Source organism: Lactobacillus psittaci DSM 15354 (genome assembly GCF_000425905.1).
GTDB classification, from domain to species: Bacteria; Bacillota; Bacilli; order Lactobacillales; family Lactobacillaceae; genus Lactobacillus; species Lactobacillus psittaci.
Genome location: NZ_AUEI01000013.1, coordinates 1 through 26,585 on the forward strand (window position 1 = coordinate 1; position 26,585 = coordinate 26,585).

At 38.4% G+C, this 26,585-nt stretch carries 25 protein-coding genes and 1 pseudogene; 8 read left to right on the plus strand and 18 right to left on the minus strand.

The genetic code is table 11. The features are described 5' to 3' along the window. The 5 genes and pseudogenes from H628_RS08045 to H628_RS0103660 all read right to left on the minus strand — a co-directional run. A pseudogene (locus tag H628_RS08045) lies at positions 1-107 on the minus strand (Rpn family recombination-promoting nuclease/putative transposase); the annotation flags it as partial. Continuing rightward, positions 71-259 (minus strand): PTS lactose/cellobiose transporter subunit IIA, encoded by a 189-nt coding sequence (locus tag H628_RS08050; RefSeq protein ID WP_034538233.1) that lies wholly within the window; start codon positions 257-259, stop codon positions 71-73. The gene H628_RS08050 and the pseudogene H628_RS08045, both read right to left, overlap by 37 nt. Next, the gene (locus H628_RS0103650) at positions 259-1,635 is read right to left on the minus strand and encodes a PTS sugar transporter subunit IIC (protein WP_027825251.1); all 1,377 of its coding nucleotides are present in this window, start codon (positions 1,633-1,635) and stop codon (positions 259-261) included. Before H628_RS0103650 ends, H628_RS08050 begins: the two co-directional genes overlap by 1 nt. Positions 1,636-1,637: 2 nt before the next feature. Continuing rightward, complete coding sequence (locus H628_RS0103655; RefSeq protein WP_034538229.1) at positions 1,638-1,946, minus strand: PTS sugar transporter subunit IIB; 309 nt, start codon at positions 1,944-1,946, stop codon at positions 1,638-1,640. A gap of 105 nt (positions 1,947-2,051) precedes the next feature. Then, on the minus strand, positions 2,052-2,744 hold the full coding sequence (locus H628_RS0103660; protein ID WP_027825253.1) for a GntR family transcriptional regulator: 693 nt from the start codon (positions 2,742-2,744) through the stop codon (positions 2,052-2,054). A gap of 191 nt (positions 2,745-2,935) precedes the next feature. On the opposite strand from H628_RS0103660, the gene H628_RS0103665 reads away from it, so the two are divergent. The 3 genes from H628_RS0103665 to H628_RS0103675 are packed head-to-tail and all read left to right on the plus strand — an operon-like array spanning position 2,936 to position 5,498. Further along, the gene (locus H628_RS0103665) at positions 2,936-4,201 is read left to right on the plus strand and encodes a M20/M25/M40 family metallo-hydrolase (protein ID WP_027825254.1); all 1,266 of its coding nucleotides are present in this window, start codon (positions 2,936-2,938) and stop codon (positions 4,199-4,201) included. A gap of 1 nt (position 4,202) precedes the next feature. After that, entirely contained in the window at positions 4,203-5,003 is an 801-nt protein-coding gene (locus tag H628_RS0103670; RefSeq protein WP_027825255.1) for a DUF3100 domain-containing protein, read from the plus strand. A gap of 3 nt (positions 5,004-5,006) precedes the next feature. Then, positions 5,007-5,498, plus strand: coding sequence for a hypothetical protein (locus H628_RS0103675; RefSeq protein ID WP_034538230.1), 492 nt, complete (start codon positions 5,007-5,009; stop codon positions 5,496-5,498). A gap of 147 nt (positions 5,499-5,645) precedes the next feature. On the opposite strand, the gene H628_RS0103680 is transcribed toward H628_RS0103675, so the two are convergent. From H628_RS0103680 to H628_RS0103690, 3 genes are read right to left on the minus strand one after another with little or no spacing between them, the layout of a single operon-like run. Beyond that, positions 5,646-6,272, minus strand: a complete 627-nt coding sequence (locus H628_RS0103680) for a GntR family transcriptional regulator (protein WP_027825257.1) — start codon at positions 6,270-6,272, stop codon at positions 5,646-5,648. Positions 6,273-6,284: 12 nt separating this feature from the next. Next, positions 6,285-7,280, minus strand: coding sequence for an NAD(P)-dependent oxidoreductase (locus H628_RS0103685; RefSeq protein WP_027825258.1), 996 nt, complete (start codon positions 7,278-7,280; stop codon positions 6,285-6,287). 19 nt (positions 7,281-7,299) lie between these two features. Further along, positions 7,300-8,373, minus strand: a complete 1,074-nt coding sequence (locus H628_RS0103690; RefSeq protein ID WP_027825259.1) for an AEC family transporter — start codon at positions 8,371-8,373, stop codon at positions 7,300-7,302. Between the two features lie 1,216 nt (positions 8,374-9,589). Between H628_RS0103690 and H628_RS0103695 the strand changes: the two genes are divergently transcribed. The 3 genes from H628_RS0103695 (at position 9,590) to H628_RS0103705 (ending at position 11,973) form a co-directional block, all read left to right on the plus strand. Next, a complete protein-coding gene (locus tag H628_RS0103695) occupies positions 9,590-11,347 on the plus strand; it encodes a DUF2075 domain-containing protein (RefSeq protein WP_027825260.1) in 1,758 nt (585 codons plus the stop codon). Positions 11,348-11,479: 132 nt separating this feature from the next. Then, positions 11,480-11,689, plus strand: a complete 210-nt coding sequence (locus H628_RS0103700) for a DUF1659 domain-containing protein (protein ID WP_027825261.1) — start codon at positions 11,480-11,482, stop codon at positions 11,687-11,689. A 41-nt stretch (positions 11,690-11,730) separates the two neighbouring features. Next, complete coding sequence (locus H628_RS0103705) at positions 11,731-11,973, plus strand: DUF2922 domain-containing protein (RefSeq protein WP_027825262.1); 243 nt, start codon at positions 11,731-11,733, stop codon at positions 11,971-11,973. Positions 11,974-12,058: 85 nt separating this feature from the next. Here H628_RS0103705 and H628_RS0103710 read toward each other — a convergent pair whose 3' ends face one another. From H628_RS0103710 to H628_RS0103735, 6 genes are all read right to left on the minus strand, one after another. After that, the gene (locus H628_RS0103710) at positions 12,059-12,814 is read right to left on the minus strand and encodes a hypothetical protein (protein WP_027825263.1); all 756 of its coding nucleotides are present in this window, start codon (positions 12,812-12,814) and stop codon (positions 12,059-12,061) included. Between the two features lie 276 nt (positions 12,815-13,090). Continuing rightward, a complete protein-coding gene (locus tag H628_RS0103715) occupies positions 13,091-13,588 on the minus strand; it encodes a sigma-70 family RNA polymerase sigma factor (protein ID WP_027825264.1) in 498 nt (165 codons plus the stop codon). A 219-nt stretch (positions 13,589-13,807) separates the two neighbouring features. Then, a complete protein-coding gene (locus tag H628_RS0103720; RefSeq protein WP_027825265.1) occupies positions 13,808-14,266 on the minus strand; it encodes a threonine/serine exporter family protein in 459 nt (152 codons plus the stop codon). A 1-nt stretch (position 14,267) separates the two neighbouring features. Further along, entirely contained in the window at positions 14,268-15,035 is a 768-nt protein-coding gene (locus H628_RS0103725; protein ID WP_027825266.1) for a threonine/serine exporter family protein, read from the minus strand. 12 nt (positions 15,036-15,047) lie between these two features. Beyond that, a complete protein-coding gene (locus tag H628_RS0103730) occupies positions 15,048-16,589 on the minus strand; it encodes an ABC-F family ATP-binding cassette domain-containing protein (RefSeq protein WP_027825267.1) in 1,542 nt (513 codons plus the stop codon). A 35-nt stretch (positions 16,590-16,624) separates the two neighbouring features. Continuing rightward, positions 16,625-16,987, minus strand: coding sequence for a hypothetical protein (locus H628_RS0103735; RefSeq protein WP_027825268.1), 363 nt, complete (start codon positions 16,985-16,987; stop codon positions 16,625-16,627). A 236-nt stretch (positions 16,988-17,223) separates the two neighbouring features. On the opposite strand from H628_RS0103735, the gene H628_RS0103740 reads away from it, so the two are divergent. Next, complete coding sequence (locus H628_RS0103740; protein WP_236692257.1) at positions 17,224-17,793, plus strand: hydrolase; 570 nt, start codon at positions 17,224-17,226, stop codon at positions 17,791-17,793. A gap of 102 nt (positions 17,794-17,895) precedes the next feature. Here the strand turns inward: H628_RS0103740 and H628_RS0103745 are convergent, their stop codons facing one another. From H628_RS0103745 to H628_RS07440, 4 genes are all read right to left on the minus strand, one after another. After that, positions 17,896-19,680 carry a monovalent cation:proton antiporter family protein gene (locus H628_RS0103745; RefSeq protein WP_027825270.1) on the minus strand — a complete coding sequence of 595 codons (1,785 nt, stop codon included), beginning with the start codon at positions 19,678-19,680 and terminating at the stop codon, positions 17,896-17,898. Positions 19,681-19,774: 94 nt separating this feature from the next. After that, on the minus strand, positions 19,775-21,313 hold the full coding sequence (locus tag H628_RS07975) for a peptidoglycan recognition protein family protein (RefSeq protein WP_051237961.1): 1,539 nt from the start codon (positions 21,311-21,313) through the stop codon (positions 19,775-19,777). A gap of 40 nt (positions 21,314-21,353) precedes the next feature. Beyond that, on the minus strand, positions 21,354-22,997 hold the full coding sequence (locus tag H628_RS0103760) for a glycoside hydrolase family 73 protein (protein ID WP_027825271.1): 1,644 nt from the start codon (positions 22,995-22,997) through the stop codon (positions 21,354-21,356). A gap of 171 nt (positions 22,998-23,168) precedes the next feature. Beyond that, positions 23,169-24,581, minus strand: coding sequence for a C39 family peptidase (locus H628_RS07440; protein WP_027825272.1), 1,413 nt, complete (start codon positions 24,579-24,581; stop codon positions 23,169-23,171). A gap of 375 nt (positions 24,582-24,956) precedes the next feature. On the opposite strand from H628_RS07440, the gene H628_RS07445 reads away from it, so the two are divergent. After that, positions 24,957-26,585: SLAP domain-containing protein (locus tag H628_RS07445; protein WP_051237962.1), on the plus strand; the 1,629-nt coding region annotated here is incomplete at its 3' end.

Sequence of the window (26,585 nt, forward strand, 5' to 3'; positions counted from 1 at the left end):
CCAAACGGATCAAAGGCGCACAAGAATATCAGATACGTTCTAGCAAGCGAAGTGTACGGTTCGCCTCTATCTAAAGTATCCCGGTCCATTGATGACTGGTAATATCTTCATGAAGATATTTTTGGGCTTCTTTCAAATATTCGTCTGCTTTGGTGAAATCATTCTTTTCAGCAGCATTCATTGCTTGAATAGATAATGACTTTGAATTTCCTGCTACAGAAATAAGCTCCATAGCTCTTTGTAATTGCTTCTCGTCCATTATTCTTCATCTCCTAATAAATCGTCTGCTTTTTCAGCATTTAATTTGTTATCCAATTTAACAAATGGAATATAAATAGCTGTTGTTGCAAGCACACATACAAGTTGTACAATTAACCCATTAATAGAACCGGTATATAAAAGTCCTGATAACAATGTAGGCATTGTCCAAGGAACGTTGTTAACAATTGGTCCAATAAAACCAATCTTAGTAAAGAATAACCCAATATAGAAACCTAAAGGTTGAGCTACAACGAATGGAATAAAGTAAAGTGGGTTTAAAATAATAGGTAAACCAAATGTAATAGGTTCAGAAATATTAAAAATTGCTGGCATTAAAGCAATTTTAGATACTTTCTTAGCAGCTTTTCTCTTTGAGAATAGCAATAAAGCTAAAACTGGAGATACTGAGCATGTACCTGCAGCAATAGTTGAGAAGTTCATGAACAAAGTTGAATAAATATGATGAGCTTGCCCCAACATATTTTGAGTATCATTAATATTCCAAGTTAATCCAAAGATTGGTCCCCAAATTGAAGTTGGGTGAATACCAAACCAGTTCAATAACCCCCAAGTAAATTGAGAGACAAAAGCGAACCAACTAGTAGTTGACAATGCTAATGCTGGCTTTTGAAGCGATGAAAGCATTAATTCAGGTAATGTTTGATTAGTAAACGTTGTACTAATGCCAGTTAATACAACAAATAATCCCATTGTAGCAACACCAGGAATAAGTGATTCAAAACTACGAGCAACTGCAGGTGGAACTGAATCCGGCATCTTAATGGTAATATTTCTTGATAACACCCAGTTGTAAACCAGAACTGATAAAGCACTAATAATTAAAGCAGCAAAGACACCTTTAGTACCAAAGTAAGTGGTATCCATGTAATTTAAAACATGAACAACATGCTTGCTACCTTGTGCAGTATAGTCAAATTTCCAAGGCATACAAATGAAGAAAGCACCCAATGCATATAAAACATCTGTCATATGTTCCTTTGACTTAGGATAGTATTTTCTAGAAAAAGTATGTGCAAAAATAACTACAATCAAAACTGCGAATACATTTAAGGAACCATTTGAAATAAGTCCCATTAAATTAGCTAATGTAGATAAGAATTTAAAAACGCCACTATTTGGCCATGCAGCCCAAGAACCAGAAATTAATCTGCCTAATTGTAATCCCTGTTTTCCAAAAATCAATCCATTCATAGGATCTACAAAAACATTTTGAATCATGATTGCAAAGCCAGCAATCATTGAAGTGGCTGCGACAATAATGAACGAATCACGCAAAGTTAGCAAAAACTTGTTAGCCGCCAGCTTACCTGCATACTTAGTAAAATTACTTTCGAATTTTTGCCAGAAAGTCATTTTTAAATACCTTCCTTTTCCAATCGCTTAGCTACAACTTCACCACTCATTGAGCCAAATTCCTGCATAGTTAATTTAATAACTTTTGCATTAGGATAATCTTTTTTCACTTGGTCATATGCCCAGCTAATTTGAGGTGCAATAATGATTACGTCAAGTTTGGAACCAACTTCGTCTAACATACCAAAGTCATAAGCGTCAACTTTAATATCTTTATCTTCTTTGGTATATACTTTTTGAAGTTTAGAGCCTACTAAACTGCTTGACATACCACCGCTACAAAACAATGCAACTTTAAGTTCTTTACTCATAATAAATCCTCCTAAACGATTATATTTGTCATCGTTTCTACTCATTATAGTAAAGCGCTTTCATATAAAAGTAAATACCTTTTTGTAAATTTGTTATAACATATTTTAAGATATGATTACTTCGTTTAGTTTGAAACTATCTAATTTAAAGATTGTCTGATTATATTCAAAAGCATTACCATTCTGTAAATATGATATTTGCTTTGCCTCAACCAGAGGAGTATCTGTCTGAAAAAACTCTTCAGTTTCTGTATTAGCTTTAACATTAGAAAAAGTACGGGTGATTTTTTTTGGCTCTAAGTTTAAATCGTTCCGAATAAAATCATAAATACTATTTACCAAAACATCTGCTCTAATTCCCTGAACTATTTTTGAAGGTAAATAAATTTTTTGAATAGCTACAATTACATTTTTTCGCTTAATAATTCGCTTTACTTTATACACCAAATCAAAATCATTTAAACCTAAATCACTTTTTATTTCAGGCTGATAAATCTTACTAATACTAAAAGAAACTAATTCTGCTTTATTTTCTTCAAAATTAATTAATTCAAAATTTTTTTGATTTTGTTTCCAATCTGAACTAATAATACCTTTTACAAAAGTACCTGACCCCTGAACCCGATAGATTAAGCCTGCCTTTTCAAGTTCTGCTAATGCCCTTCGAACTGTTATTCTGCTTACATTATAAGCTGAAGCAATTTCAAGTTCTCTTGGTAATTGATCATCAACTTTATACTCACCTTCTAAAATTTTTTGTTTCAATTGGCTAACTAATACCTCATACTTTTTAGACATACAATTCACGCTCACTTTTGATAGCTTTCTTCTATACTTTAATACAATTATTAATCATTAAAAAGAAAGTTTCTTAGATAAGTCCATATATTTTTAGGGCTTTAATCCACTAGGATTATTTACATTTTCTCATTGCAAATCCGCACAATATCTCTTATAATCATATCTGTTGTTTGGAAAAGGAGAACGATATGGATTATTTTGATGAATATTATCCACTTATTGATAAAATTGCGGATGACTTGTTTACTCATCCCGAGCTTGGCTACAAAGAATTTCATACTAGTCAAACAGTAGAAAATGAAATAAAGCGTATTTGTCCAAAAGCGAACATTAAGCACTTTTCTGGTACTGGATTGCGAGTTGACTTTAATAATGGCTCAAGTAAGACAATCGCCATTATCGCTGAACTTGACAGTCTATACCAGCCGAGTCACTTTGCTGCAAACAGCGAAACTGGTGCAGCTCAAGCATGTGGCCACTTCACTCAAGTTACAGCCGCTTTGAGTATTATCAACAACCTCGTTAAGACTGATGCCATCAGCAATTTTGGTACTAACCTTGCCTTTATTTTTACACCAGCTGAAGAATATGTTGACTTATCCTTCAGAAAAAAGGCTAAAGCTGCAGGCAAAATCTCTTACTTTGGCGGCAAGCAAGAAGCCATTAAGCTTGGCATTTTTGATGATATTGACTATTGCATTTCAACTCATGCTATTGGCGAAGATTTTGCTAAGCGCACTATTGAAGTTGACTGTAATCTTGCCGGCTTTAACTTTGAATATTTCACTTTCAAGGGGAAGGCTAGTCACGCCGGCTTTGCCCCAGAAGCTGGTATCAACGCCGAGAATATGGCCAGCCTCTTCACTACAGCCCTAGCATACCTCCGGCAGAGCGTGAAGAATCCTAATCAAATTCGCTACAACCCAGTGATGACTTCTCAAAATGAAATGAGCATCAACGTCATCCCTGATCATCTTCAGATGGGAACCGACCTACGTTACTTTGACAGCAATTACGCAATTGAATTGCAAAATAAGTTTATTAACGCCGCAACTGGCTGCGCCCAAGCACTTGGCGGCCAAGTCAAAATTGAGCAGCAAGTTGGCTACTTACCACTCATTCAAAGCAAGTCAATGAATCAGCGCGTCAAAGAAGTATTCAAACGCACTCCTGAAATCGAAGATATCATTGATAATCGCGGTTATGTCATGGCAGCTGGCGATATTGGCGACATTAGCTTCTTGATGCCAACTATTCAGATTGGTTATGGTGGCTTTAACGGCACTATCCACGGTAAAGACTTCAAGCTAGTAGACAAAGACTTTGTCTTACGTATCTTCCCTAGATTCGTTTACAACTCAATTCTGGATATTTCTACTCATCTTGATGAGATTAAGACTTACCGCAAAACTCGCGACCAATATTTAACTACTTTATCAAAAATGGAGAACTAACATGACTCAAATCAAAAAATATCTACCCCTCATTCTACTCGTACTTGGAATTGACTTCGTCGCCGAAATGATTGGAATGCAAATTATCAAATTAGGCAAAATTCAAATTTCAATCCTACCCCTAGTTTTTGCCGTTTTACTCGGAATTTTAATTTACTTAATTCCGCTAGATGCCATCAAAAAGTTATATAGCAACGATCGCGTCAAATTCGCTGGTAAATACATGATCTTCATCATGTTGCCACTAATGGCCAGATATGGTGCCAACGTTGCCCCTAAAATCAACGAAATTCTCTCAATTGGCTGGGTTTTCCTTATTCATGAAGCAGGTAACCTTGGAACTATTATCTTCGGTTTACCAGTTGCGCTTTTGCTTGGCTTGCGCCGGGAAGCCATCGGTTCTACCTTGGGCTTAGGACGTGAAGGTGAATTAGCCTACATCAGTGAAAAGTTCACCCTGGACTCACCAGAAGGTCGCGGGGTCCTCGGGATTTACTTAGTTGGGACAATCTTTGGTTCAATTGTCTTTTCAATTTTGGCTCCACTTTTACTGGCAATGGGCTTCGATTACCGGGCAGTTGCCATGAGTTCTGGTGTTGGTTCAAGTTCAATGATGACCGCTGCTTCAAGCGCCTTAGCTTCAATCTTACCCGCCCACAGCACTACCATCCTTTCATACGCAGCCGCCAGTCAATTACTGACTAGCTTCATCGGAACTTACATCATGTACTTCTTAGCTGTTCCATTGCAACGCCACATGTACAACAAGATCACCAACTTATTAGATAAAAAAGGAAAATAACTCATGACTAATTCACAAGCAAAAAAAGATTTCTTAATTGCAAGTATCATTATTTTCATCAGCGTTTGCCTAACTTTATTTGTACAATTTGTAAAGTTAATCAAGAATCCGCACTCAACCCCAATTACCAGTAATACCCTAATTGGCTTATTCTTACTTTGGATTTTTTCAATTATGGGCATTGGTATTAGCCTATTAATGAAGAAAACACCTTGGAAAATTGTTCAAGACTTTCCAATTCTAGGCTGGGTTTCAATTGTTTCACTTATCTTTTGTTTAATCAGTTCTTGGTGTGTCGCCATGATTAATGCCGTTGACTTCCTATCACTTACCACATCTGTCTTAGCTTTTGCCGGCATTTCCGTAACTCACCGGCTCAAGGACTTATCTAAAATCTCTTGGAAGATCCTAATCGTTGCGATTTTCGTCTTCTTCGGTATGTACTTCATGGATACCTTAATTTCTCAGCTCGCCTTACTTGTAAGTGGAAAGTAAAATTATACGCAACAAAAAGGGTACCTGCTGCAACAGGTACCCTTTTTGCATGTTCAACTTAGGTGCTTTTACTATAGCACATCTATATCTTTTATGAAAACTTTTCCGTATGATATCAGGTTATATCAGATTAGTCGACTGTTTTCTTTATCTTAAGTTATTCAAGTTGAGCTTAACTTCTTGATAGACCTGTTGTAAGTGATATTCAAGTGCCTTCTTAGCTTCCGCATAATTGCGTTCCTTTATCCACTTGATAATCTCCTTGTGTTCAACAATTGAACGGGCCATCCGAGTCTTACTATTGACATTAATATAGCGTGTCCGATCAACTTGTGAGCGAATAATCTGTTGAAACTGAGCTAAAATTGGGTAATTTGCAACATGAGTAATTAAGCGATGCAAGTGAATATCTACTTTCAAATACTCGTCCCAATTTTCGTCTTGATAAGCTTGCTCAAAATCTACTATTAGTTGATTCAATTCTTCATCAGGAATTGAATTAATAGTCTTTTGTAGAGCATAAGTTTCAAGTAAAGTCCTCAGTTCATAGATTTCTTGCACATCCGCCCTAGTTAAGGACGTAACTAAATATAGCCGTCCAACTTTTTTAACTAAGCCTTCACCCATCAAGCTAACAAGTGCTTCACGAATTGGAGTCCGGCTAACGCCAATTTCCGCAGTCAGACTGTTTTCTGAAAGACCAGTTCCTGGAAGGAATTCATTCTTAATTATCTTGTCTTTGATATAGTCATAAGCCTGCTCTTTTAAGCTCATTGAATCATCTCACTATTTCACTAAGTTCTTGCAACTTCCATTTTCACTCATTTCGTGGAAATTATCAAAACTTATTGAAATCATATCTTCAAGTGCAGGCTCAGTAAATGAACCCATGTGTGGCGTAATTAAAACTCTTGGGTATAACTTCATTAGTGATTTCACGTCTTCATTTGGCAAATCTTCTAAGCTAGCAAACTTATGCCCCATAATCTTAGTTTCATCAATTACGACATCAGCACCATAGCCAGCAATTTCTTCATTTTCAACTGCATCCTTAATTGCCTTAGTATCGCCTAATTCACCACGAGCCGTATTAATCAAGAAGGCAGTCTTCTTCATCTTCTTCAAAAAGTCGGTATTGACCAAGTTTTCATTCTTGCCTGGGAAGTATGGCACGTGAATTGAGACTACATCTGACTTAGCAAGCAAGTCATCTGAACTGACAAATTCAACATATTGCTTAGCAAAATCACTGGGATATGGATCATAAGCTAAAACTTTAGCTCCCATTGCCTTCCAAAGCTTCCCCTCAATTGCACCAATCTTACCAGCACCATAAATACCAACAGTTAACTTTTGATATTCATTACTAAAGAATCTTGGATGCATAGTGAAGTCACCACTATGTACGCTGGTAATTGCTTCAAAAGTATGACGCACCATGCTGGCACCCAAGTCAAACGCTAAGTTGGCTACTGCATATGGAGAATAATTTGGCACCCGAGCAATAGTAATTCCTAATTCTTTAGCAGCTTCTAAATCGTAGTGGTTATAACCAACTGAACGAGTAAAGACCCAATTAATACCGTAGTTTTTGAATTTTTCCAAGTTTTCGCGATCACAAACACAGTTACCACGAACTAAAACTGCATCGCAACCTTGTGCTTCTTCAGCATTATCATGAGTTAAGAACTCTTCAACTAACTTCAAATCATAATTATATTTGTTTAACTTTTCAAAATAAGCTCTTTCAATTGGACGAACACCGTAACAAACAATTTTCATAATACTATACACTTTCTAATTAATGAAATAAACCTACTTGGTTAAGAATTGATAAGATAGCAATCCATACTGGCATCAAAATGACAGCTACAATCGTTGATAAAAATGATGCATTTGATGAAAGCACTGCGTCACGGTTGTAGTTAATCGCGTAAGCTGATGCGACAGCTGCTGTTGGCGTTGCCATCATAATAACAATCGTAGCAATTGCAACATAGTTGAGAGTTAAGATATGAAGGCTCTCAAGTAAAACCAATACAACTAAGTTAAATAATGGTACAAGTAAAACCTTATTAAATGAGTAATACCAGCTAAGCTTGTTGGCAGCAGCTTCCTTAAATGGAATTGAACCCAAAGTACAACCAATTGCTAACCATGCAAGTGGTGAAGCTAAGCTTGCCAAATAGTTAAGTGGCTTCCAAAGCCAGAGCGCTGTTTGATCAATCCGGTAAAAGGCCACATGAGTCATCCCACCAATGGCAAGTCCATTCTTCATTGCTGGAACAGTAACTTGTGGAACATAACTTTGAAACAGCCACATGAACAAACCGACAAAAGTAGCAATCACGATGGTATTTTTAAACATCTTTTCAATATTTTTGGCAGTCATCTTCAAGCCACTCATCTTAATATAAGCATATGAATATAAGAAAATTCGATAACCAATATTAAATAGTGAACTATAAATAACCCCTTCAGGCCCTAAAATCGCACCCACAATTGGAATACCAAAGAAAGTTGTTGAACCAAAAGTGGTTAAAATTGCCATAGTATCGCGACGGTCTTTCTTTTCTTTCACATAGAGTAAGGGAGTCAAGAAGATAAAGATAATATAAATCAAAATCCCCCAGACTAAAACACCCATCCCTTGGTGCATTGACTTTTGATCAATTGGCTGCATAAAAGAGTTAAAAGCCAAAGCTGGAACTGATACAGCTAATACCACTTTAGTCAAAACTTTATTAAAATTTTCACCAAAAGTACCCTTTCTTCGCAGGTAATATCCTAGCAAAACAATAAATATCGTCGATGTAATAGCACTAACAATTGGCATGTTAGTGAAAGTTTTTTCAATTGCAGAAATAATATCCATAATCTAATCCTTCTTTTTATGAATCCGCTTTACTTGTATACAACTTGTATTCTAGTCTTTTTTATTCAAATTGCAATAGTGAATTTCATCACATTTTTAGAATCAACAAAAAAGGCCAGTAGCATCAAAAACTACTGGCCTTTTATTCCTATCCCAACCAAGGAAAGGTAAGTATGTTTATATGAACTCAGGAACTGTAACGTAGATTGAAAAGGAGTTTTTATTACCGTTCTAAAAAATAAGAGTTTCTTACAAATTACTCTTACTCCTGAATTCGTTTTCATTTTAGCATATTGTGATTTTTTTATCAATTTTTAGGCATGAAAACAGACCTCATATAGAGGCCTGGAAGAGTTTTTTATGGTTCGATGAATCCCACAAGTAGATGTTTTTCTTAGCAGGTTAAATATGTGGATTTTATACATGAAGAGTAAAGTCCGAAAGTACTTGGCTTGCAGTCCCACCAAACCGTTTTCATTGTAGCACCTATTGGAAAAATAGTTAACCAAAATGCTTAGGGTCAAAAAACAGCCAGGATATTCCTGACTGTCGGCCCCTTTCCGGTACAGGGGTTAACAAAAATGGTGGAAAGCTGGACCTTTATGTATGAAATTTGGGCTGCCTTCCCAATACCTGTACAGCTTTAGTGTAGCATGTGCACGCGTGTGAGCGCAATCAATATGCTCGGGGGGGAATTTGGAATTAAGAAATAAAAAAGCTCGTCAAGAAGACGAGCTCGTAGTGAAGAGTAACTACATCCCCCTCACATTAATTAATCAACTACGGGGTATGAGTTATTCAATAAAGTGAAGATAACGAACCGACACTTCATTATCCTCGTATTCGATTGCGATTGAGAACTAACAGCCACATCTATTAGCTCACTTTTCATGCACATCACTGTGCCAAGCTTGCTTGGTGAGCAAGCCAGTAGCCTTGGTAACACCCCTCATTTAATTTAATTCGACTGCGGAGGATGTTTGTTTATTCGGAATAGACTGGAGTCTTGCAATAAGCAAGAGTTTAAGCTACTGGGAATAACACAATGCGGTCTGTTATTCCTTAATTAGTATTATACGGGAACATGTGTTTAGAGATAAGTAAAAAATAAACACGCCTCAAAATTGAGACATTTCTACCTTTCCTTCAATAATTGAACCGTGCTTTCTTTTGTAGTAAATTGATTCATAAGATAATAAGAAATATAGGTGAATAAATGAAAACTGATTCTATTAAATCTCCAATTATTTATGAAACAAATTACAACAAGCAGACTTCTTTATCTCTTGAAAAAGATATTTCTGAATCTGGTATTTCTAATCCTCATCTATTAATTGAATATCCGACTGTCTATGTTATTGATACGCCCAACAATAGAAATAAGAAGTATACAGTCTATGTTGGTGAAACCACAAATATTCAAAGACGTACTCAGGAACATATTGCAAGTAATCGGATTGACTGGGAAAGCCTCAAAAACAAGTCTGATGTCCACATGTACGTAATTGGTCATGAACATTTCAATAAGTCTCTTACTCTCGATATCGAAAATCGGTTAATGCAATATTTAAGTGGTGTTGATGCGGTTTCTCATCTAAATAACCGAAGATATAACGAACAAAATGAATACTATACCGTCAATGAATTTCCAATCATATTTCAAAAAATCTGGGAAAAGCTTCATAGAAAAAATAAAGATTTATTTCCAAGTAAAGCCTTAATTGAAAACAGTGCCCTCTTCAAAGCTTCCCCATTTAATAAACTTACTAAAGAGCAGCTACTAGCAAAGCAACACATTCTAGCCAAAGTTGATAAAGCTCTAGATAAGAACCTCAAACATAATGAAGCTGGCACCCTTGTTTTAGTTGAAGGTAATGCAGGTTCCGGCAAGACTGTTTTAATGAGTAATCTTTTCTATGATTTATACAATCATGGAAATGAATTAAAGAAGCTTCACAAAGATAATGAGCCTTTCAAAATAAAGTTAATGGTTAATCACAAAGAGCAGTTTAAAGTATATAGTCAAATTGCCTCTAAGTTACTTCTAGATGAACATGATAAGGATATCGTATTAAAGCCAACTACCTTTATTAACAAAATTAAACCAAATGACAAAGTCGATGTTGCTATTATTGACGAAGCTCACTTACTCTTAACTCAGCAAAGTCAGGCCTACTATGGCCATGGTGATAAGGAACTTCTAGATATTATAAAAAGAGCTAAAGTAATTTTAGCAGTTTACGACCCCTTGCAGGTTTTGCAAACCACTTCAGTCTGGACTGAAAAAGAATTTCAAGAGCTAGAATCACTTGCTGGCAAAGATAATATTATCCATCTCAAGAATCAAATGAGAATCGATGCAAGTGAAGAGACAATTAACTGGATACGAAATTTTATAGATTCAGGAATAATTAACAAGATTCCCAATGATCAAAAATACTCTTTAAAAATTTTTGATAATCCTCAAAAAATGGAAGAGAAAATTCGTGAAAAAGCTAGTGACAAAAGCCAAGGCTTAAGTCGTATGGTGGCAACATTTGACTGGAAATATTCACGTAATTCTCCTAAAGATCACCAATATTGGGAAGTGAGAGAGGGGAATTGGTCAATGCCTTGGAATTTACAACTCCCACATAAGAAAGGAAACTCTGTTAATTATAAAAATTTAGCTTGGGCTGAACAAGATCATACAATCAATGAAATCGGTTCAACTTATACCATTCAAGGTTTTGATCTTAATTACGTTGGTGTAATTCTAGGACCATCTATCAAATATCGAAATGGTAAAGTTATTATCGATCCATCTGAAAGTGCTAATACTAAAGCAATTCAGAAACGTAACTCTCAAACCAGTTATGCAATGAAATTATTGCGCAATGAACTAAATGTTCTGCTTACTAGAGGAGTTCATGGCTTATATATCCATGCTGTGGATAAAGAACTTCAAGCCGCATTAGAACAAGCTGTAAAATAAATCTCCCTTATTTTCAATTTTCCTCCAAAAAAGTTGGCCCCTTCACCCTCGCTCATTCGTTATATAAGTGTAAGACGTCAAGGCGCCTGACAACTTACTAACAAAATTTTCCAAAATGAAGGAGCAAACATCATGAATTTTGAATTGAAAGAACAAGAAGTGCAATATACTTTCGTCAGCGAAAAGTACAAGAATAACAAGAAGACTCGCATTATGAAAAACGTTGCTAAAGGTGCAACTGCACAAAACCTCGCAAACGTCGGCAAGGCTCTCTCAAGCTTGCAAGACGACACTCTAGGTGCTGCCGTTTTAATCCAAAAGCAAAACATCGTTTTAGACTAATCAACCTGTCTCACACAGTAACAATAAAGGAGTAACTATTCATGTCAAAAGTTTTAAAGTTAAGTTTTACCAATAGCGCAGATAAGAAGACCAGCTTGTCTTTACCTTATGCCAAAGAAGGGCTAGATGAAGGCACCGTTCGCAGTGCGATGGCCACTATTTGTGAAGCTAAGGTCTTCGCCGTAGATGGAGTTGACCAATATCAAAAGCCAGTTTCTGCTAAATGCGTTGAAACAACTACTACAGCTATTTTCGATGACTCTCAGTCTGTTGAAACTAACTAAGCAAATCATCCAAGAAATTAAACTTATCTTCCACCTTTAAAAAATCCATTTTCAGGTCACTTGCCACTTAGGCAGGTGGCCTTTTTTAATGCAGCGTAAACCAGCGCCAGATTTTTTTGAGTAGTTCTTCAATGTCTGTCTCAGTCCAGAGCACTCCTGCTTCTTTACAAATAAAGTCGCTGTTATACCTGATTACTTTTTCAATTAATTCGCGGATAAGTTCGGAGAAGCTCACCTGCAATTCACTTTCGCCAGCCTGCAGAATGCTCTTCTTCAACTTCGGTAGCTGCACCCCGAACCCCTTGGCAAATTCAGTTAACAAATTCAGCATCGTCCGGTTATGGTTCAAGCTCTCAGTTAGCCTTGACCCCAGACGCGGCGCATAATCATCGAATTCTAAGGTCAGCCCGTCTAAGCTAACTGCCTGAAAGCTGCCATCCCCCTGAAACTGGCACCGTTTAACTTGGTGCAGTCCCAGCCAGTCGCAGTTAGCTCCGCGATAGCCATGCAGTGAAAAGAACGCCATGTAGCCTTGTGAGTAGCAATGTTTAGCTTTTTTCCCTAAGCGCTGGCGCAGCAAATCTTGAAAGACCAAGTTCAAGTCATTACCAGCAAAGTAATTATTCATCAGCTGCCTGGTCGTTGCCTCCGTCAAAATTAGGCCCATTTCGGCATCAACAATGCAGCTCTTAGCTACAAGTTGGCAACTAGTTAAGTCGATTACCGCTACCGTATTTATCCCCAATTCGTAATCTATCAATGTCTTTAAGTTTTCCTTAGCCCAAGCGATAATCTGCTTTTTATTAAGTACGTGTCGCGAATCAAAATTGAATCGTGGCATCATTTCCTCCTGATTTAACAATTAGCAAAAGCCGGCCCAATTTCATACAAGGAAACATAATATATGCTTTGTTCATAAAAAGCAAAAAATATAGCTTATAATTCTACGATTTATTTACTTATTTTGCTTATAAAATGACACTTTTTTAGCGCCATATGTTATGTTTATTTTTTTATATAAGCGATTTTTAAAAATTAAAAAGAGTACTACTTTTTTGATAAATTATAGATCCATACATAAAACCCCACCCAGAATCTAACCAGGTGGGGTTTTACTTTAATCAGCCAGCTTAACTCGCAATTTGTTCAATAAGTCCCGCTTCCGCCGGCGCAAGGTCCGCAAGTTCACTCGATGTTTTACTGCTAAGTCTTTCAAACTAACTTTCTCTAATAAATGTTCTTTAAAAATAATGCGTTCAAGTGGTGTCAGCTGCGGGAGTAGTTCTTCAAAAATTAGCATCTGAATTGACCGTTCAAAGGGATTGGCCACTTCATCCATCCCCGCTGCTAGTGGCATAAAGAGGCCACTTCCAGCTTGATTACGGCGCAAGTGATCAATTGTATGCCAAAGCACTCGGCCAAAGGCGAGACTGCGCTGCTTTTCCGGTGCCTTGTCCCTATTTTCTTCCATTGTTTGCGCATAAATAATGATGCCATCATGGACCAAATCTTCATAAGCTGAATAATTTAGCGGCACATGGGCCTTTTTCAAGGCACCAAAGACGAGCTTGCGGTCTTGCCAAGCAGTTAGTAAATATTCTGGATTCATTTGCATAAGTATTCTTCCTTGTTTTTAGTTTGCGCAAGCTTGCAAAGTCTATCTTATGCAAATAGCTCCTTTTCGTCTTACCAAGCCAGACTCGGCATCTAGCTTATAGTGTTTTAACACTCCGGCTTAACTTGTACATCTCGTTCATTTCCCACAGAAGCCTTGATTTATCAGCGTTTTGGGCCGATTTTTTGAACAAAAAAACCTGGATTTTACTCCAGGTCATTATTTCTTTTGATAATGCATCTTCAAGCGGTAAATGAACTCACTCTGCAATGTTGAAAGCAAAAAGCCTAAGGCAATTGCGACTGTGATAATACCAACTCGCAGCATCAAGTCTTCGGCTAAGTCATACTTACCTTGAACTAGCGCCCGCACCGCCATATAAGCTGGCGCACCCGGCACTAGTGGCACCAATGCTGGAATATTGAAGACTGAAACTGGGCACTTTTTAATTCGGGCAAAGAGTAGTCCCAGCATCCCAATCACAAAGGCACCAAGCAAATTCGCAATCATTCTCCCTGAGTGCAGCCGCATCAGCACCCAATACATCATCCAGCCACTAGCTCCGCTAACACCCGTCAAAAGCAGAGCTCGTCTTGGGACATTAATTGTTAGTGCAAAGCCCATTGATCCAATCATTGAAAATACAATATTAATTAATACTTGTAACCATAACGCCATTTTAAGCACCTAAAAATCGCATAATAATCCCGACACCGCCACCTAAGGCCAGTGCCGTCATTACAGCTTCGACAAAACGTCCAATTCCACTCATTAAGTCACCCGCAAACAAGTCTCGCAAGGCATTTGTCAGTGCTAACCCTGGCACCAAGGTCATAAGCGCTCCAACTAAGATTTTATCAATTGAAGACTCAGGTACCAACATATGTAAAAAGTAGGTTAAGCCTGCCATGAACATGGCACTGATAAATTCAGATAAGAAACGAATGCGTGTATATTTTTGAATAAAATAATAAACTAAAAAACCAAGGCAACCCACAATCGCAGCTGCTGGAAAGTCAACCCAATCATAACTATCAAAAAATAGCACCATTAAAGTTGATGACAAACTCGCAGCTCCTAATAATTGAAGCCAAAGGGGAAAAGCTGCAGTATTAGTCGCCACATCATGCAATTTTTGGTCTAGTTCTTGCAAGGTTATTTTTTTACTAGCAAATTGACGCGAAAGGTTATTCACTCGGTCAACGAGTTCAAGGTTAATATTACGCTCGCGAACCTGCTCAATTTGTGACAATTGTCCTGAATCCAGCGTCAAAAAGACTCCAGTAGGTGTGGCGAAGACTTGCGGATCATTCACCCCAGCATTACGGGCGATTCTAAGCATCGTATCTTCTACCCGGCTCATTTCACTACCACCTTCAATCATCAGGTGGCCAGCCAAGAGGCAGATTCTTTGTATTTCTTTTAATCGTTCTTGATCTTCAAACATAATTTGCCTCAACTAGTTCATCTTTTCAATATCAATTGTCTTGTCAACCCAATCCCCTCTAAAGAAGTCGCGTTCGTGACTAACAATGATGACCCCACCTGGGAAGTTGATAATTGCCTTACGCAGGGCATCTTTAGTTTCATTATCGAGGTGGTTAGTTGGTTCATCAAGGAAAAGCAAGTTCGCTGGTTCAAACTGCATTTTGGCAAGTTTTACCTTTTCTTGTTCTCCCCCTGACAATTCACCCAAGGGACTCATCGCTTGTTGCGCTGTTAAGCCCATGCGAGCGAGTGCTTGGCGCAATTCTTTTGGCTTAATTCTTTCATAGCATTCTGCTAAGTATTGCAGTGGCGTCATATTCTTATTAGGCCAGACCAAGTCCTGCTTAAAGTATGCTAACTTAGCTGTAGCCGACAATTCGAAGTCACCATAAACCGGCTTAAGCTGCCCTAGCAAGGTCTTAAGCAAGGTCGTCTTCCCAATTCCGTTAAAACCAGTAACGGCAACCTTTTCACTGCCACCAACACTAAAGTTAAAGGCATGCTTCACGAGTGCATGGTCATAACCAATAACCAAGTCTTGCGTTTGCAGGAGCAAGTTCGAAGCAGTTGCCACATAAGGGAAGTCGAACTTCGCCCGCTTATTGTTTTGCGGTGGGGTTAACTTATCCATCCGGTCAAGCTGCTTTTGCCGTGAACGGGCGCTTTTTGCACGAGTACCAGCCTTGTTCTTGCGAATATAAGCTTCGGTCTTAGCAATCTTACGTTGCTGATTTTGATAAGCTTTGAGATAAGTTTCGCGGTCTTGGGCCTTTTGCTTCATTGAATGCTTCAAGTCCCCGGTATACCGCGTAATTGTACCGAAGTCGATATCAATAATGCAGTTAGTAATCCGGCCTAAGAAGTCATAGTCGTGACTAACAACAATGAAGGCTCCTTCGAAGTCATTCAAATATGAAACCAGCCAATCAATATGGTTCACGTCCAAGTAGTTAGTTGGTTCGTCAAGCACCAGAACTTGCGGCTTTTCAAGGAGTAGTTTTGCCAAAATCAACTTAGATCTTTGACCACCAGACATCTGACTAACGTCTTTATCATAGCCCAATTCAAGCAAACCTAGCCCACTTGCGACCTGATCAATTGCTGTATCAATATCATAAAAGCCCGCTTCTTCAAGGTGAGTCTGAATCTTGCCAGCCTTATCTAACAACTCATTATCCCCATTTTCACTATATTTAAGGTACAAGTCATTCAATTGCTTTTCTTGAGCAAACAAATCTGCAAAAGCTGTCTGCAAGAACTCTTTCAAAGTTAAACCTGGCGTCAGCTTAGCGTACTGGTCCAAGTAGCCCACTTTCACATTCTTTTGCCACTTAACTTGCCCTTCATCAGGGATAATTTCACCAGTTAAAATTTTAATCAAAGTTGACTTACCGACCCCATTTTGGCCAGTAACACCCATATGATCTTCTTTGTTCAAGACAAAGTTAGCATCTTCATACAATGTTTTATCGATAAAACTCTGACTTAAATCAGATACTGTAAGTAAACTCACGTTATTCGTCCTTTATTTTCAAGATATTTACTATATTATAACTTATTCTGCTCTTCTTCATAGCGTCTCAGTGCATGTAAGACTTGTGGCCAAAATCGCTTCGGCAAGATTAATTGTAACTTATCATGATAAATTGGAAAGTCGCTCTTTTTAAAACCAGTTAAATCAGCCAAATCTTGGTCAGTTAAGTTGTATGTCCGCACAATCCGCTTAATTTCAGTTGAAGCTCTTGCTTGAAAGTATGACCAGACAAAGAAAATCAGCGCAAAGATCCCTGCAATCACTACACTTATAGTTATATTTAATCTGAATGTTTTTAACATAATAAAAACAACAGCCAAAAAGCCAAGCACAGCTGAAATAATTCCGTATACAGTTGGGAAGATATTATTTTTCATATTTCCGCTCCTTTATTACAGTATTTTTACAAATTGTAAGGCTCTTGTAATCTTTATTGCAAATAGCTAGAATTTGTAATTTTAGCTTTAATAGACTGAAATATTAACCTTATATAATAAAGCCTGTAATTAATAAAAGAAGAAATGAATATATATGACAAAAGGAGAAGATTCTTATTTTATTAACTAAACGTTTTGCGGCAACTTTGGTTGCTATTTCAGTCTTGATTGTTAACATGATTGAAGTTAATCAAGCAAATGCTGCTTCTTCTGCAGTAAATTATAACAAGATTTCAACTACTTTAGTAAAAGATACTATTAAACCTAGCTTAATGCACAAGAAATTTGTCGAAGCTAAACATCAAGAAGCAATTAACACTTTAACTAAGAACGCCAAAGCTGAACAAGCTAGAATGGATGAAGCTGCTAAGAAAGAAGCTGAAGCTAAGAAGCAAGCTGAAGAAAAGCAAAAAGCAGCTAGTCAAGCCCCAGCAGGCCAAAGTCAAACTAGTCAAGTACAGACTAGCCAAACTACTATTAACAAAGGTACTTTCAAGTTAAGTTTTTATGACCCAGCTGTTTTAGGTTCAAACATGGGTTACGGCGGTGTTGCTGCCAACTTATCAGTTTTCCCTAAGGGTACTAGACTTAAGATTACTCTTTCAGACGGTACTGTTTGGTACAGAGTAGTTAATGATACTGGTTCTTTTGCAGCCAGCAACCCTAACCAACTTGACGTGGCAATGCCAAATAGCCAAGTTCCAGCAGCTGGTATCCTTTATGCCACTGTTGAAGTAATTCAATAAAATTAAATAGTAAACAAAAAACACCCAAAATTGGGTGTTTTTTATGTGTCACCATTATTGACCACAAGAAATAGATACAAAAATTCTATTTCAGATGAAAAGCTAATTGTTCTTACTCAAGCGTTCACGCACCTCATCAGCCGCTTCAATCTTACCTGAGTAGACAATTTCATCGCCGACTTCCAGGATTGTTTCACCGTGCGGAATTAGCCAAGCACCATTTCTCCGAATCCGAGAAATCGTAATATCCTTAGTAAAGTCTAAGTCCATCAGCTTAATGCCAGCATAGCGGTGATTCTTAATTTCAACATCGTACAAGATTGCATCAGTACTCGTCAAGATATCGTAAAATCCTGGTGTCTCAATCAAAACTCTCATTGCCGCATTGCGCACATGGTAAGAGTTAAAGACTTCAATCTTTTCAGCAGTTAATTTCTTAACTTGAACTGCTTCTGGCTGACGCAAGTAAACAATAATCCGCTTAACGCCACTTTCCTTTAGCTTCAAGGCAAGTTCATAATTAGCTTGATCATCGCGCGTAGCCACGACGACAATCTTACCGAGCTTTTCTTGCAAGTAATCAGTAACTAAGCGCAAGTTGACCTTACTCTTGTAAGTATCAAAGTCAGCTTGCTCAGTTGTCAGTACATCAACCGAATACCACTTTTCGTGCAAGTCTTGCGCTGTTGCTACTGTGAATAAGTTTGCCCCAATGAAGGTCACTTTTTCCTTAATTTGATCTTCCGGCGACAACTTAAATAAACTGTTGAACAAAACTGGGGCCAGCAAGCAGATGATAATTGCTGCTAAAGTAAAGGCATCAGCTTGCGTTGAGTTAATTGTCTTTAACTTAGTTGCAACTTGCAAGGCAGGCAAGACAATCGTAATTGTCGTCACTGGCAAAACAGTAGCTGCAACAGCATTTTTTCCCTTGAAGTGACGACTAAATACTAGCCAAGCCGGCATTTTCGCTAAGAAAAAGCAAATTATCAAAACTGGCACTAGTGCCAAGGCTTTAGGATTAGCGAATAAACTCTTTAAATTGAGTTTTGCCCCTGTCATCATGAAGAAAAATGGAATAAAGAAGCCATAACCAATTGAAGTCAGCTTATCCATTGTTGCTTCACTTGGCTTAAGTAACTTCATTACAATCCCAGCCAAAAAGGCACCTAAGATATTTTCAGCCCCAACTTTTTCCGCAATAGAAACTAACGTAAAAATCAGAAAAAAGGCCAAACGGATATCAATCTGCGTGGTTTGCTTGGTAACTTGGTTGAACCAGCGATATGGCGCCTTGAAGCGGTTAAGTAAGAAGATTGCCGCCCCAAAGAGCAAGATAATTAACCAGAGCTTTTCGGCATCCCCACCATTGACTGAAGCATAAATCGTCAAACCAAGAAGCGGAATCACTTCGCCTAAGACCGCCGTCAATAAAATCGTCTGTCCAATTGGCTTAGACAAGATTTCTTTTTCTTTCAAAGTGGCGATAACCACCCCTAAAGCAACCGTCATAAAGATAATAATTGCAAGCAAGGTGTCAGTGAAAATTCCTAAAAAGCGCAAAATCAAGCTTAAAATCACACTAGTAATAGCAACTAAACTAAAGGCCTTGACAGCAATTGGCAATGGCTTTATTGACTCTTCTTGATCAGAAGATTTTTTGAACAATTCAAAATTAATCTCCATCCCCGACAAGAACATCAACATTAGTACACCTAATGTCGACATGAATGTTAATTGCGTATTGCTTGTTTCAACCCAGTTAAGACCTGAAACTCCTAAGATAATCCCAACCACAATTTCTGCTACGGCAGTTGGAATTGTTTTTAAATTCAAACGCGCCATCAAAATTGGAATGACTAGCGCCATCAAAATTATAATAAACATCTTATATCTCCCAATAAATTGTCTATTATCAGCATAACAAAAAAGAGTCCTCTAATTCAAAAGAGAACTCTTTTTAATAAGTTAATTTTTGTAATTATTCAATTACCAAGTAGTTAGCGTCGATCCATTGGTCCCCACCTAAGTTATACCAAACTGATCCGTTCTTCAATGTGGCCTTCTTGAAGACCTTCCATCTACTGCCATGTGGTAAGTATCTACCTAAGGCACCTGATGCTGGTTGTCTCCAAATCATAATACCGTAGCCTGGGACATAATTTACACGGCCCACTGCAGTAAATGGTACAACAGTTGCACCTTCAATAGTGCTGCTCTTAGCAGAATCGCTAGACTTGTTATCAGATGAAGAACTAGTCTTTTCGCCTGCAATTGGAGTACTTGGATCTACCAAATAACTTGCGTCAATCCATTGGCTACCACCTAAGTTGTACCACTTGTGGCCGTTAACCATTTCGTAGCCAAAGACTTTCCATTCTGTACCGTGTTCTAAGTATCTACCTAAGGCACCAGTACCGCCAGCATTCTTCCAAATCATAACACCGTAGCCTGGGACGTAATTTACCTTCTTAACGCCTCGTTCTGAAACGAAGTTACCAGTTGAAGTACTTGTGCTTGAACTAGTATTACTCTTAGTTTGAGTTGTGCTAGTTGATGAACTTACGTTAATAGTTGGAATTGAAGATGCACCAGTTACATAAACATAGGCACCTGGAATCCATTGGTTACCACCTAAGTTGTACCATGTTTGGCCATTAACGTTAGCCTTACCTAGGATTCTCCAGCTACTACCTTGTGGCAAGTATCTAATTGCCTTACCATTTGGCTTATCCCAAAGAGCAATTGCACTGCTGTATGTTACCTTAGCAATTGGTGAACCTGAGTTTGTAGTTGTACCTGGTTTTTCATTGTTACTTACAACTGCTGGTGCTTGACTTGAGCCGTAGTAGTAGTGCTTTACTAAGTCAAAGAATTGGCTCATTGAGTAACCAAACTTACTGAAGTAGCCAACTGGGTCGGTGTGGTCAGTCCCACCCAAGTATTTAGATACAGCACCATGTGACCAAATAGTACCGCTACCAGTGCCATCAGCCAAACTTGGAGTTAAGCCGTATTGCTTAAGTAAGTTTGCGACATAAATAGCATCGTTGTTAACGCCACGAGCAAAATCAGTAGTATTTGATTCTTCACAAAGTTCTACTTGAATAAAACGTTCATTAGCAATCGCACCGGCACCCCAAACACCACGGTTAGTTGGGTGAATTTGGATAACGCCAGTCTTATCAACAAAAGCATGAACATATGCGTACATGTTGCTCCATTCACGACGGAAGTAAGTAGCTTCATTAGCTGCAGTTGCCCCTGGAGTAGCAGTTTCGTGAATAACGATACCTTCAGGCTTACCATTTCTGTATGGAAAGTCCTCAGTAAAAGTTGATGGTAAAACCTTTAAACCACCATAGCCCATTTTTTGGCTATAAATTAAGTTATTAACTGAAGATGATTCTGCCTTAACTTCAGTTGGCTTTGAACTGTAAAGGGCAGTAGCACTACCTACTGTTGCTAAAACACCAGCACAAGCCATTGCAGAAAGCAAATGCTTATTCAACTTTCTCATAATCAACATTCTCCTCTTTATCCTCAATTATTTTTAGTAATTATTCAATTACCAAGTAGTTAGCGTCGATCCATTGGTCCCCACCTAAGTTGTACCAAACTGATCCGTTCTTCAATGTGGCCTTCTTGAAGACCTTCCATCTACTGCCATGTGGTAAGTATCTACCTAAGGCACCTGATGCTGGTTGTCTCCAAATCATAATACCGTAGCCTGGGACATAATTTACACGGCCCACTGCAGTAAATGGTACAACAGTTGCACCTTCAATAGTGCTACTCTTAGCAGAATCGCTAGACTTGTTGTCAGATGAAGAACTAGTCTTTTCGCCTGCAATTGGAGTACTTGGATCTACCAAATAACTTGCGTCGATCCATTGGCTACCACCTAAGTTGTACCACTTGTGGCCGTTAACCATTTCATAGCCAAAGACTTTCCATTCTGTACCGTGTTCTAAGTATCTACCTAATGCACCTGTACCGCCAGCATTCTTCCAAATCATAACACCGTAGCCTGGGACGTAATTTACCTTCTTAACGCCTCGTTCTGAAACGAAGTTACCACTTGTAGCACTACTCTTAGTTTGACTTGAACTTGAGCTAGTTGATGAACTTACGCTAACAGTTGGAATTGATGAAGCTCCAGTTACGTATACGTAGCCTCCTGGAATCCATTGGTTTCCACCTAAGTTGTACCAAGTTTGGCCATTTACAACGGCCTTACCTAAAATTCTCCAAGTTGAACCAATTGAAAGGTATCTAATTACCTTACCATTTGGCTTATCCCAAAGAGCAATTGCAGTATTGTAAGTTACCTTAGCAACAGGTGAACCTGAATTAGTGGATGTACCTGGCTTTTCATTAGCATTAACTGCTGGAGCTTGGCTTGAGCTGGAAGTCAATGCACTAGCGTTAACCCAACCATTACTTGTATGAACGTAGCTGGTACCATTCTTGTAAGTAATAGTCTTGTCCACATTAACAGTTTGGCCAGCAGCAATTGAGCCAGTAGTTGAAACAACACTAGGATCAGCAGGACCTGAGTAAACACTAGTAGCACTAGTTGCTTTTAAAGTCTTAGCAGTAGTATCAACAGTTGGGTCATACTGAGTTAAGTTGTAACTTGAAATTACGTTGTTTAATGATTGTGGGTAAGTTGGTGAAGTTGCATAACCACCATCTTTAAGTCCTTGAGTTGCAACTTGATAGCTAGATGCATTTTCAATCCAAGCCATCTTATAACGACTAGGATTATCACTAGTACCAGTTCTCAACTTGTTACCATTATCTTGGAATGATTCAGCCCAACTTGGGTACTTTCTAAATGCAGCAGTAATATTATAATAACCAGTACTACTACTCCATTCACTAGTACCTACAGTATAAGATTGACCATTATAAGAGCCTTTCATACCGAACAAATTGTTAGCTTCAGTAGCTAAACCTGAAGCACCCCAACCAGATTCAAGAATAGCTTGAGCAAGCATAACAGAAGTATAAGTGCCATACTTAGCTGATGCAGCTTCGGCATTAGGAACAGCAACGTTTAAGAAAGCTTGTTGTTGACTAGTTAATGCAGCTTCGACAACATCTGTTGGATGAACATTTGCCAGGTTGTTGGTAACTGGCACAGCAACTGAGGCTAGCACAGCTGCGGTAGCAAGGCCAGCGAATTTTTTAGTTCTCATATATAATTCCCTCCAATATCTTCCAATCCTATTGTACGTGGGCCTTTTTGACTATTCAACCGAACTAATGTTTTGCAATGAAAAAGTAATATAAACACATAGTTTTAACAAAACTGTTAATTTTATAAACAAAAAACACCAAGTCCGAAAACTTGATGTCTAAAATCATAATTATATTGTTAAGGCATTGCTTCCACCAGCGTAAGCATATTCCTTGTTAATTGAGCTTGCACTTACCCAGGCAATTGGGCCTAAATCATATCCATTGTAGATACCTTCGCGTTGACCGCCACCACCTTTAGTAAAGTACTTGTAGCGGTAAAGTGGGTCATGAACTAAGAAAGTATTATTAGCAGGATTATAACCTAAGATTACCTTACAGTGGTTTCTACCATATGAATCAGTGCCACGACCATTACCATTATATGATGACCAACCGTAGTAAAGAACTGGGTGCCCGCCTTGAACTAAGCTAGCAATACTACTTAAGCTAGCACCAGAAATATCCTTAACCTTGTTGTCACCTAATTGATGAGCATATTCCATCAATCTCTTAGACAAAATTACACGAGTAAATCCAGCACCGGTATAAGGGTTACCATCTTGGCCACCTTCAGCCTTGTTACGTGGCAAATGATCTTGCATGTACTTAAGCTTAGCAGCTTCATTTGAACCAGGAATATTGTTAAAGCTACCATCATATTTCATAAGCATTGATAAAGCAGCTGAAGCACAGCCCCATGGAGCCCAAACTGGTTCATATTGACTAGTGTAATACTCACGTGAGTTGGCATCATTCTTTAATACCTTGTAGCTATTGGTTGCAGTAGTAGCAACAACATAACCTGAATCTACCCATTGATTACCACCAAGGTTATAGAATTCACTATTGTTAAAACTCTTCTTACCGAATGCTCTCCAAGCACTACCATTTGGTAAAAACTTACCAGAAAACTTAAGCTTATTAGAACCTACTTCATTCCAGACAGCAATACTGTATCTTGGAGTGTAAGCTACAACAACTTCATTACCATCATTAGCAGTAGTTGCTGTTTTTGCATTAACATCAACTAAATAGTTACTATCTACCCATTGGTCACCACCAAGGTTAGTCCACTTATGCTCATTAACCATTTGGTAACCGAATGTTTGCCAACTAGTACCATGCTTTAAGTACCTATTTAAAGCACCAGAACCTGGATTTCTCCAAACCATAATACCGTAACCAGGTACATAGTTAACTCTCCCCACACCACGTTCAGCTACAAAATTAGAGCTAGTAGTTTGAGTAGCAGTTACATTTGAGCTAACAGTATTTGTTGTTGCACTAGCAGAATCATTACTACTATTTACTGCATTTTGAATTGTTTGACTATCAGTTGAACTGGTAGTAGTAAAACTAACAAGCTGACTACTATTAGCCTGACCTACTGAGCTGTTTTGCTTAGTTTGATCATTACTTTGAGTAGTGACAGCTTGCTCTACTTGCACAGTATCAGCTTTAGCAGTGCTACCAGTAAACCCTATCAAGCCAGCAGCAAACAAAGCTGAAATGAGTATTGCAGTATGTTTCTTAACACTCATACTTTCTCCTCCGTATTCCCTATAAATTCATATCAGCAGAAACAACAACATAATAATACAAAATTTCAATTAAGTAAATATAGGCCTTTATCGTACGCTTTTTACAGATAAAAACGCTACATTAATATCATTTGATATACTTACCTTTTTCAGTTTTCCACAACTTTTGACTTTTTTTGGCGCGCGCTACACGTGTACCCACCCACCTCTCTTTGCAACAGAGTTGCATCCTGGGCCGCAGCATTTCTCTTGCCGTTTAATCGCGGTTTTGCTGATGGCTCCCTTGACTTCTTAGCTCTTTTTTCTCGCTATCTGTCATTGCCTATTGCGCGTTATGCTGAATATATTGGATTTTTTAAAGGAGGACATGACCACATGAAGAGAAATATTAGAATCGCTAGCGCAGCTGCTGCAGCTTTATTAGCTGTCGCTCCTGTCGCTGCTAATGTTGTTAATGTCGCAAATGCCGACATCGTTAACCCAGATCACGGTTCAACTACTACCCCTACTGATAACAAGGTAAACGTTACTGCTGACACTGTTACTGTAAACAGCAACAAGATTGCTGATACTCCAGTAGTTGGTTCAAGTGCAATTAAGTTTGACAAGGAAGGCTTTGGTGTATCAACTATTGCCCCAGTTGCAAACTGGTACGACAGCCTTGACAAGGCACAAAATGCTGTTGCAAGTAACTCATCAGCTGAATCAATGAATCCAGCAAACACTACATTAGAAACTGGCAAGACATACTACCAAGTATTATCAGTTACTGTAACCACTCCAAAGGCAAGAACTGCTTATGTATTAAATGGGCAATCAAAGACTTCATCAGACAGTAGCCTTGTAACTGATATTAGAGTTATTGTTCCAGTTAAATACGTTGATAGCAATGCATGGGGCAACCCATACTTCACTTACAACGGCTCAGTATACAACGACGGCGCAGTTGTAAACGCAACTTACACTTACAATGACCCAACTATTAAGTCAATCGCATCAATGATTTCAACTTTTGATCACGGTATGAAGTTGGCATTCCACAACAACTCAACTGATACTCAAGATCGCACTATCAGCTGGGGCGATGCACAACGCTTTGTATACGACTCATTAAAGAAGCAAAACGTTGAAGGTTTGGCAGACTCATTTGACAAGCAAAATGGTGATGCTAAGCTTAACCTTCCAAAGGGTGGCTTCTACGTTGATGTAACTGGTACTAATGCTGACAACGGCAAGAAAGCTACTGTACGTATTGTCTTTGCAGGCAAGAAGGCAGATGCTTCATTATACCCAATCATTTCTTACAAGAATCAACCAGTAGCACAAGGTGATGCAACTACTGACAAGCCACTTAACGTTAACAAGACTGTTTACGTAAAGCTTGGTTCAGACTTCAACTTGACTAAAGACATTACTGCTGTATTTAGTTCAAAGAACAACGCAACTTTGGAACAAGTTACTGTTGACAAGGGTAACACTAATGTTGATACTTCAAAGCCAGGTATGTACAAAGCTACTGTTAAGGCAACTAACGTAGATGGTTACACTACTACTTGGACTTACAATGTTGTTGTTAAGAATGCTGATGGCGAATTCCAAGGCACTATCCACTACGTACCAGGTTACGGTGTAAACGTATGGTCAATCTTACCTTCAGACCAAGTTGCATTTACTGGTTCACGTATTGCTCACGGTACTCAAGTAACTGTTTACGGTGACCAAACTATTAACGGTGTTAAGTACTACGCAATTAACAAGGACAAGACTCAATGGGTACAAGCTGGTTACATTGATGGTGCTTCATCAAACACTGACACTAAGAAGAGCGACAACGGTGAAGAAGCTGTTTCAGGTGTAGCAACTGTTCGTTACAACGGTAAGGGTGGCGTTAAGTTGCTTAACTCAGAAGGTAAGTACCAAGACCAAGTAGTTAACAACGGTTCACGTTGGAAGGTATTCGCTAAGAAAACTATCAATGGTCGTGTAATGTACCGTCTTGGTACT

What these genes read in the sequence shown, in the direction of transcription:
- H628_RS0103735 (WP_027825268.1), bottom strand. Translation starts at nt 16,987, where the DNA reads ATGAAAAATAATATCTTCCCAACTGTATACGGAATTATTTCAGCTGTG.
- H628_RS07440 (WP_027825272.1), bottom strand. Translation starts at nt 24,581, where the DNA reads ATGAGTGTTAAGAAACATACTGCAATACTCATTTCAGCTTTGTTTGCT.
- H628_RS0103700 (WP_027825261.1), top strand. Translation starts at nt 11,480, where the DNA reads ATGAATTTTGAATTGAAAGAACAAGAAGTGCAATATACTTTCGTCAGC.
- H628_RS0103760 (WP_027825271.1), bottom strand. Translation starts at nt 22,997, where the DNA reads ATGAGAACTAAAAAATTCGCTGGCCTTGCTACCGCAGCTGTGCTAGCC.
- H628_RS07975 (WP_051237961.1), bottom strand. Translation starts at nt 21,313, where the DNA reads ATGAGAAAGTTGAATAAGCATTTGCTTTCTGCAATGGCTTGTGCTGGT.
- H628_RS0103720 (WP_027825265.1), bottom strand. Translation starts at nt 14,266, where the DNA reads ATGGCGTTATGGTTACAAGTATTAATTAATATTGTATTTTCAATGATT.
- H628_RS08050 (WP_034538233.1), bottom strand. Translation starts at nt 259, where the DNA reads ATGGACGAGAAGCAATTACAAAGAGCTATGGAGCTTATTTCTGTAGCA.
- H628_RS0103710 (WP_027825263.1), bottom strand. Translation starts at nt 12,814, where the DNA reads ATGCCACGATTCAATTTTGATTCGCGACACGTACTTAATAAAAAGCAG.
- H628_RS0103715 (WP_027825264.1), bottom strand. Translation starts at nt 13,588, where the DNA reads ATGCAAATGAATCCAGAATATTTACTAACTGCTTGGCAAGACCGCAAG.
- H628_RS0103655 (WP_034538229.1), bottom strand. Translation starts at nt 1,946, where the DNA reads ATGAGTAAAGAACTTAAAGTTGCATTGTTTTGTAGCGGTGGTATGTCA.
- H628_RS0103660 (WP_027825253.1), bottom strand. Translation starts at nt 2,744, where the DNA reads ATGTCTAAAAAGTATGAGGTATTAGTTAGCCAATTGAAACAAAAAATT.
- H628_RS0103665 (WP_027825254.1), top strand. Translation starts at nt 2,936, where the DNA reads ATGGATTATTTTGATGAATATTATCCACTTATTGATAAAATTGCGGAT.
- H628_RS0103650 (WP_027825251.1), bottom strand. Translation starts at nt 1,635, where the DNA reads ATGACTTTCTGGCAAAAATTCGAAAGTAATTTTACTAAGTATGCAGGT.
- H628_RS0103690 (WP_027825259.1), bottom strand. Translation starts at nt 8,373, where the DNA reads ATGGATATTATTTCTGCAATTGAAAAAACTTTCACTAACATGCCAATT.
- H628_RS0103685 (WP_027825258.1), bottom strand. Translation starts at nt 7,280, where the DNA reads ATGAAAATTGTTTGTTACGGTGTTCGTCCAATTGAAAGAGCTTATTTT.
- H628_RS0103670 (WP_027825255.1), top strand. Translation starts at nt 4,203, where the DNA reads ATGACTCAAATCAAAAAATATCTACCCCTCATTCTACTCGTACTTGGA.
- H628_RS0103705 (WP_027825262.1), top strand. Translation starts at nt 11,731, where the DNA reads ATGTCAAAAGTTTTAAAGTTAAGTTTTACCAATAGCGCAGATAAGAAG.
- H628_RS0103740 (WP_236692257.1), top strand. Translation starts at nt 17,224, where the DNA reads ATGATTGAAGTTAATCAAGCAAATGCTGCTTCTTCTGCAGTAAATTAT.
- H628_RS0103680 (WP_027825257.1), bottom strand. Translation starts at nt 6,272, where the DNA reads ATGAGCTTAAAAGAGCAGGCTTATGACTATATCAAAGACAAGATAATT.
- H628_RS0103745 (WP_027825270.1), bottom strand. Translation starts at nt 19,680, where the DNA reads ATGTTTATTATAATTTTGATGGCGCTAGTCATTCCAATTTTGATGGCG.
- H628_RS0103675 (WP_034538230.1), top strand. Translation starts at nt 5,007, where the DNA reads ATGACTAATTCACAAGCAAAAAAAGATTTCTTAATTGCAAGTATCATT.
- H628_RS0103695 (WP_027825260.1), top strand. Translation starts at nt 9,590, where the DNA reads ATGAAAACTGATTCTATTAAATCTCCAATTATTTATGAAACAAATTAC.
- H628_RS0103725 (WP_027825266.1), bottom strand. Translation starts at nt 15,035, where the DNA reads ATGTTTGAAGATCAAGAACGATTAAAAGAAATACAAAGAATCTGCCTC.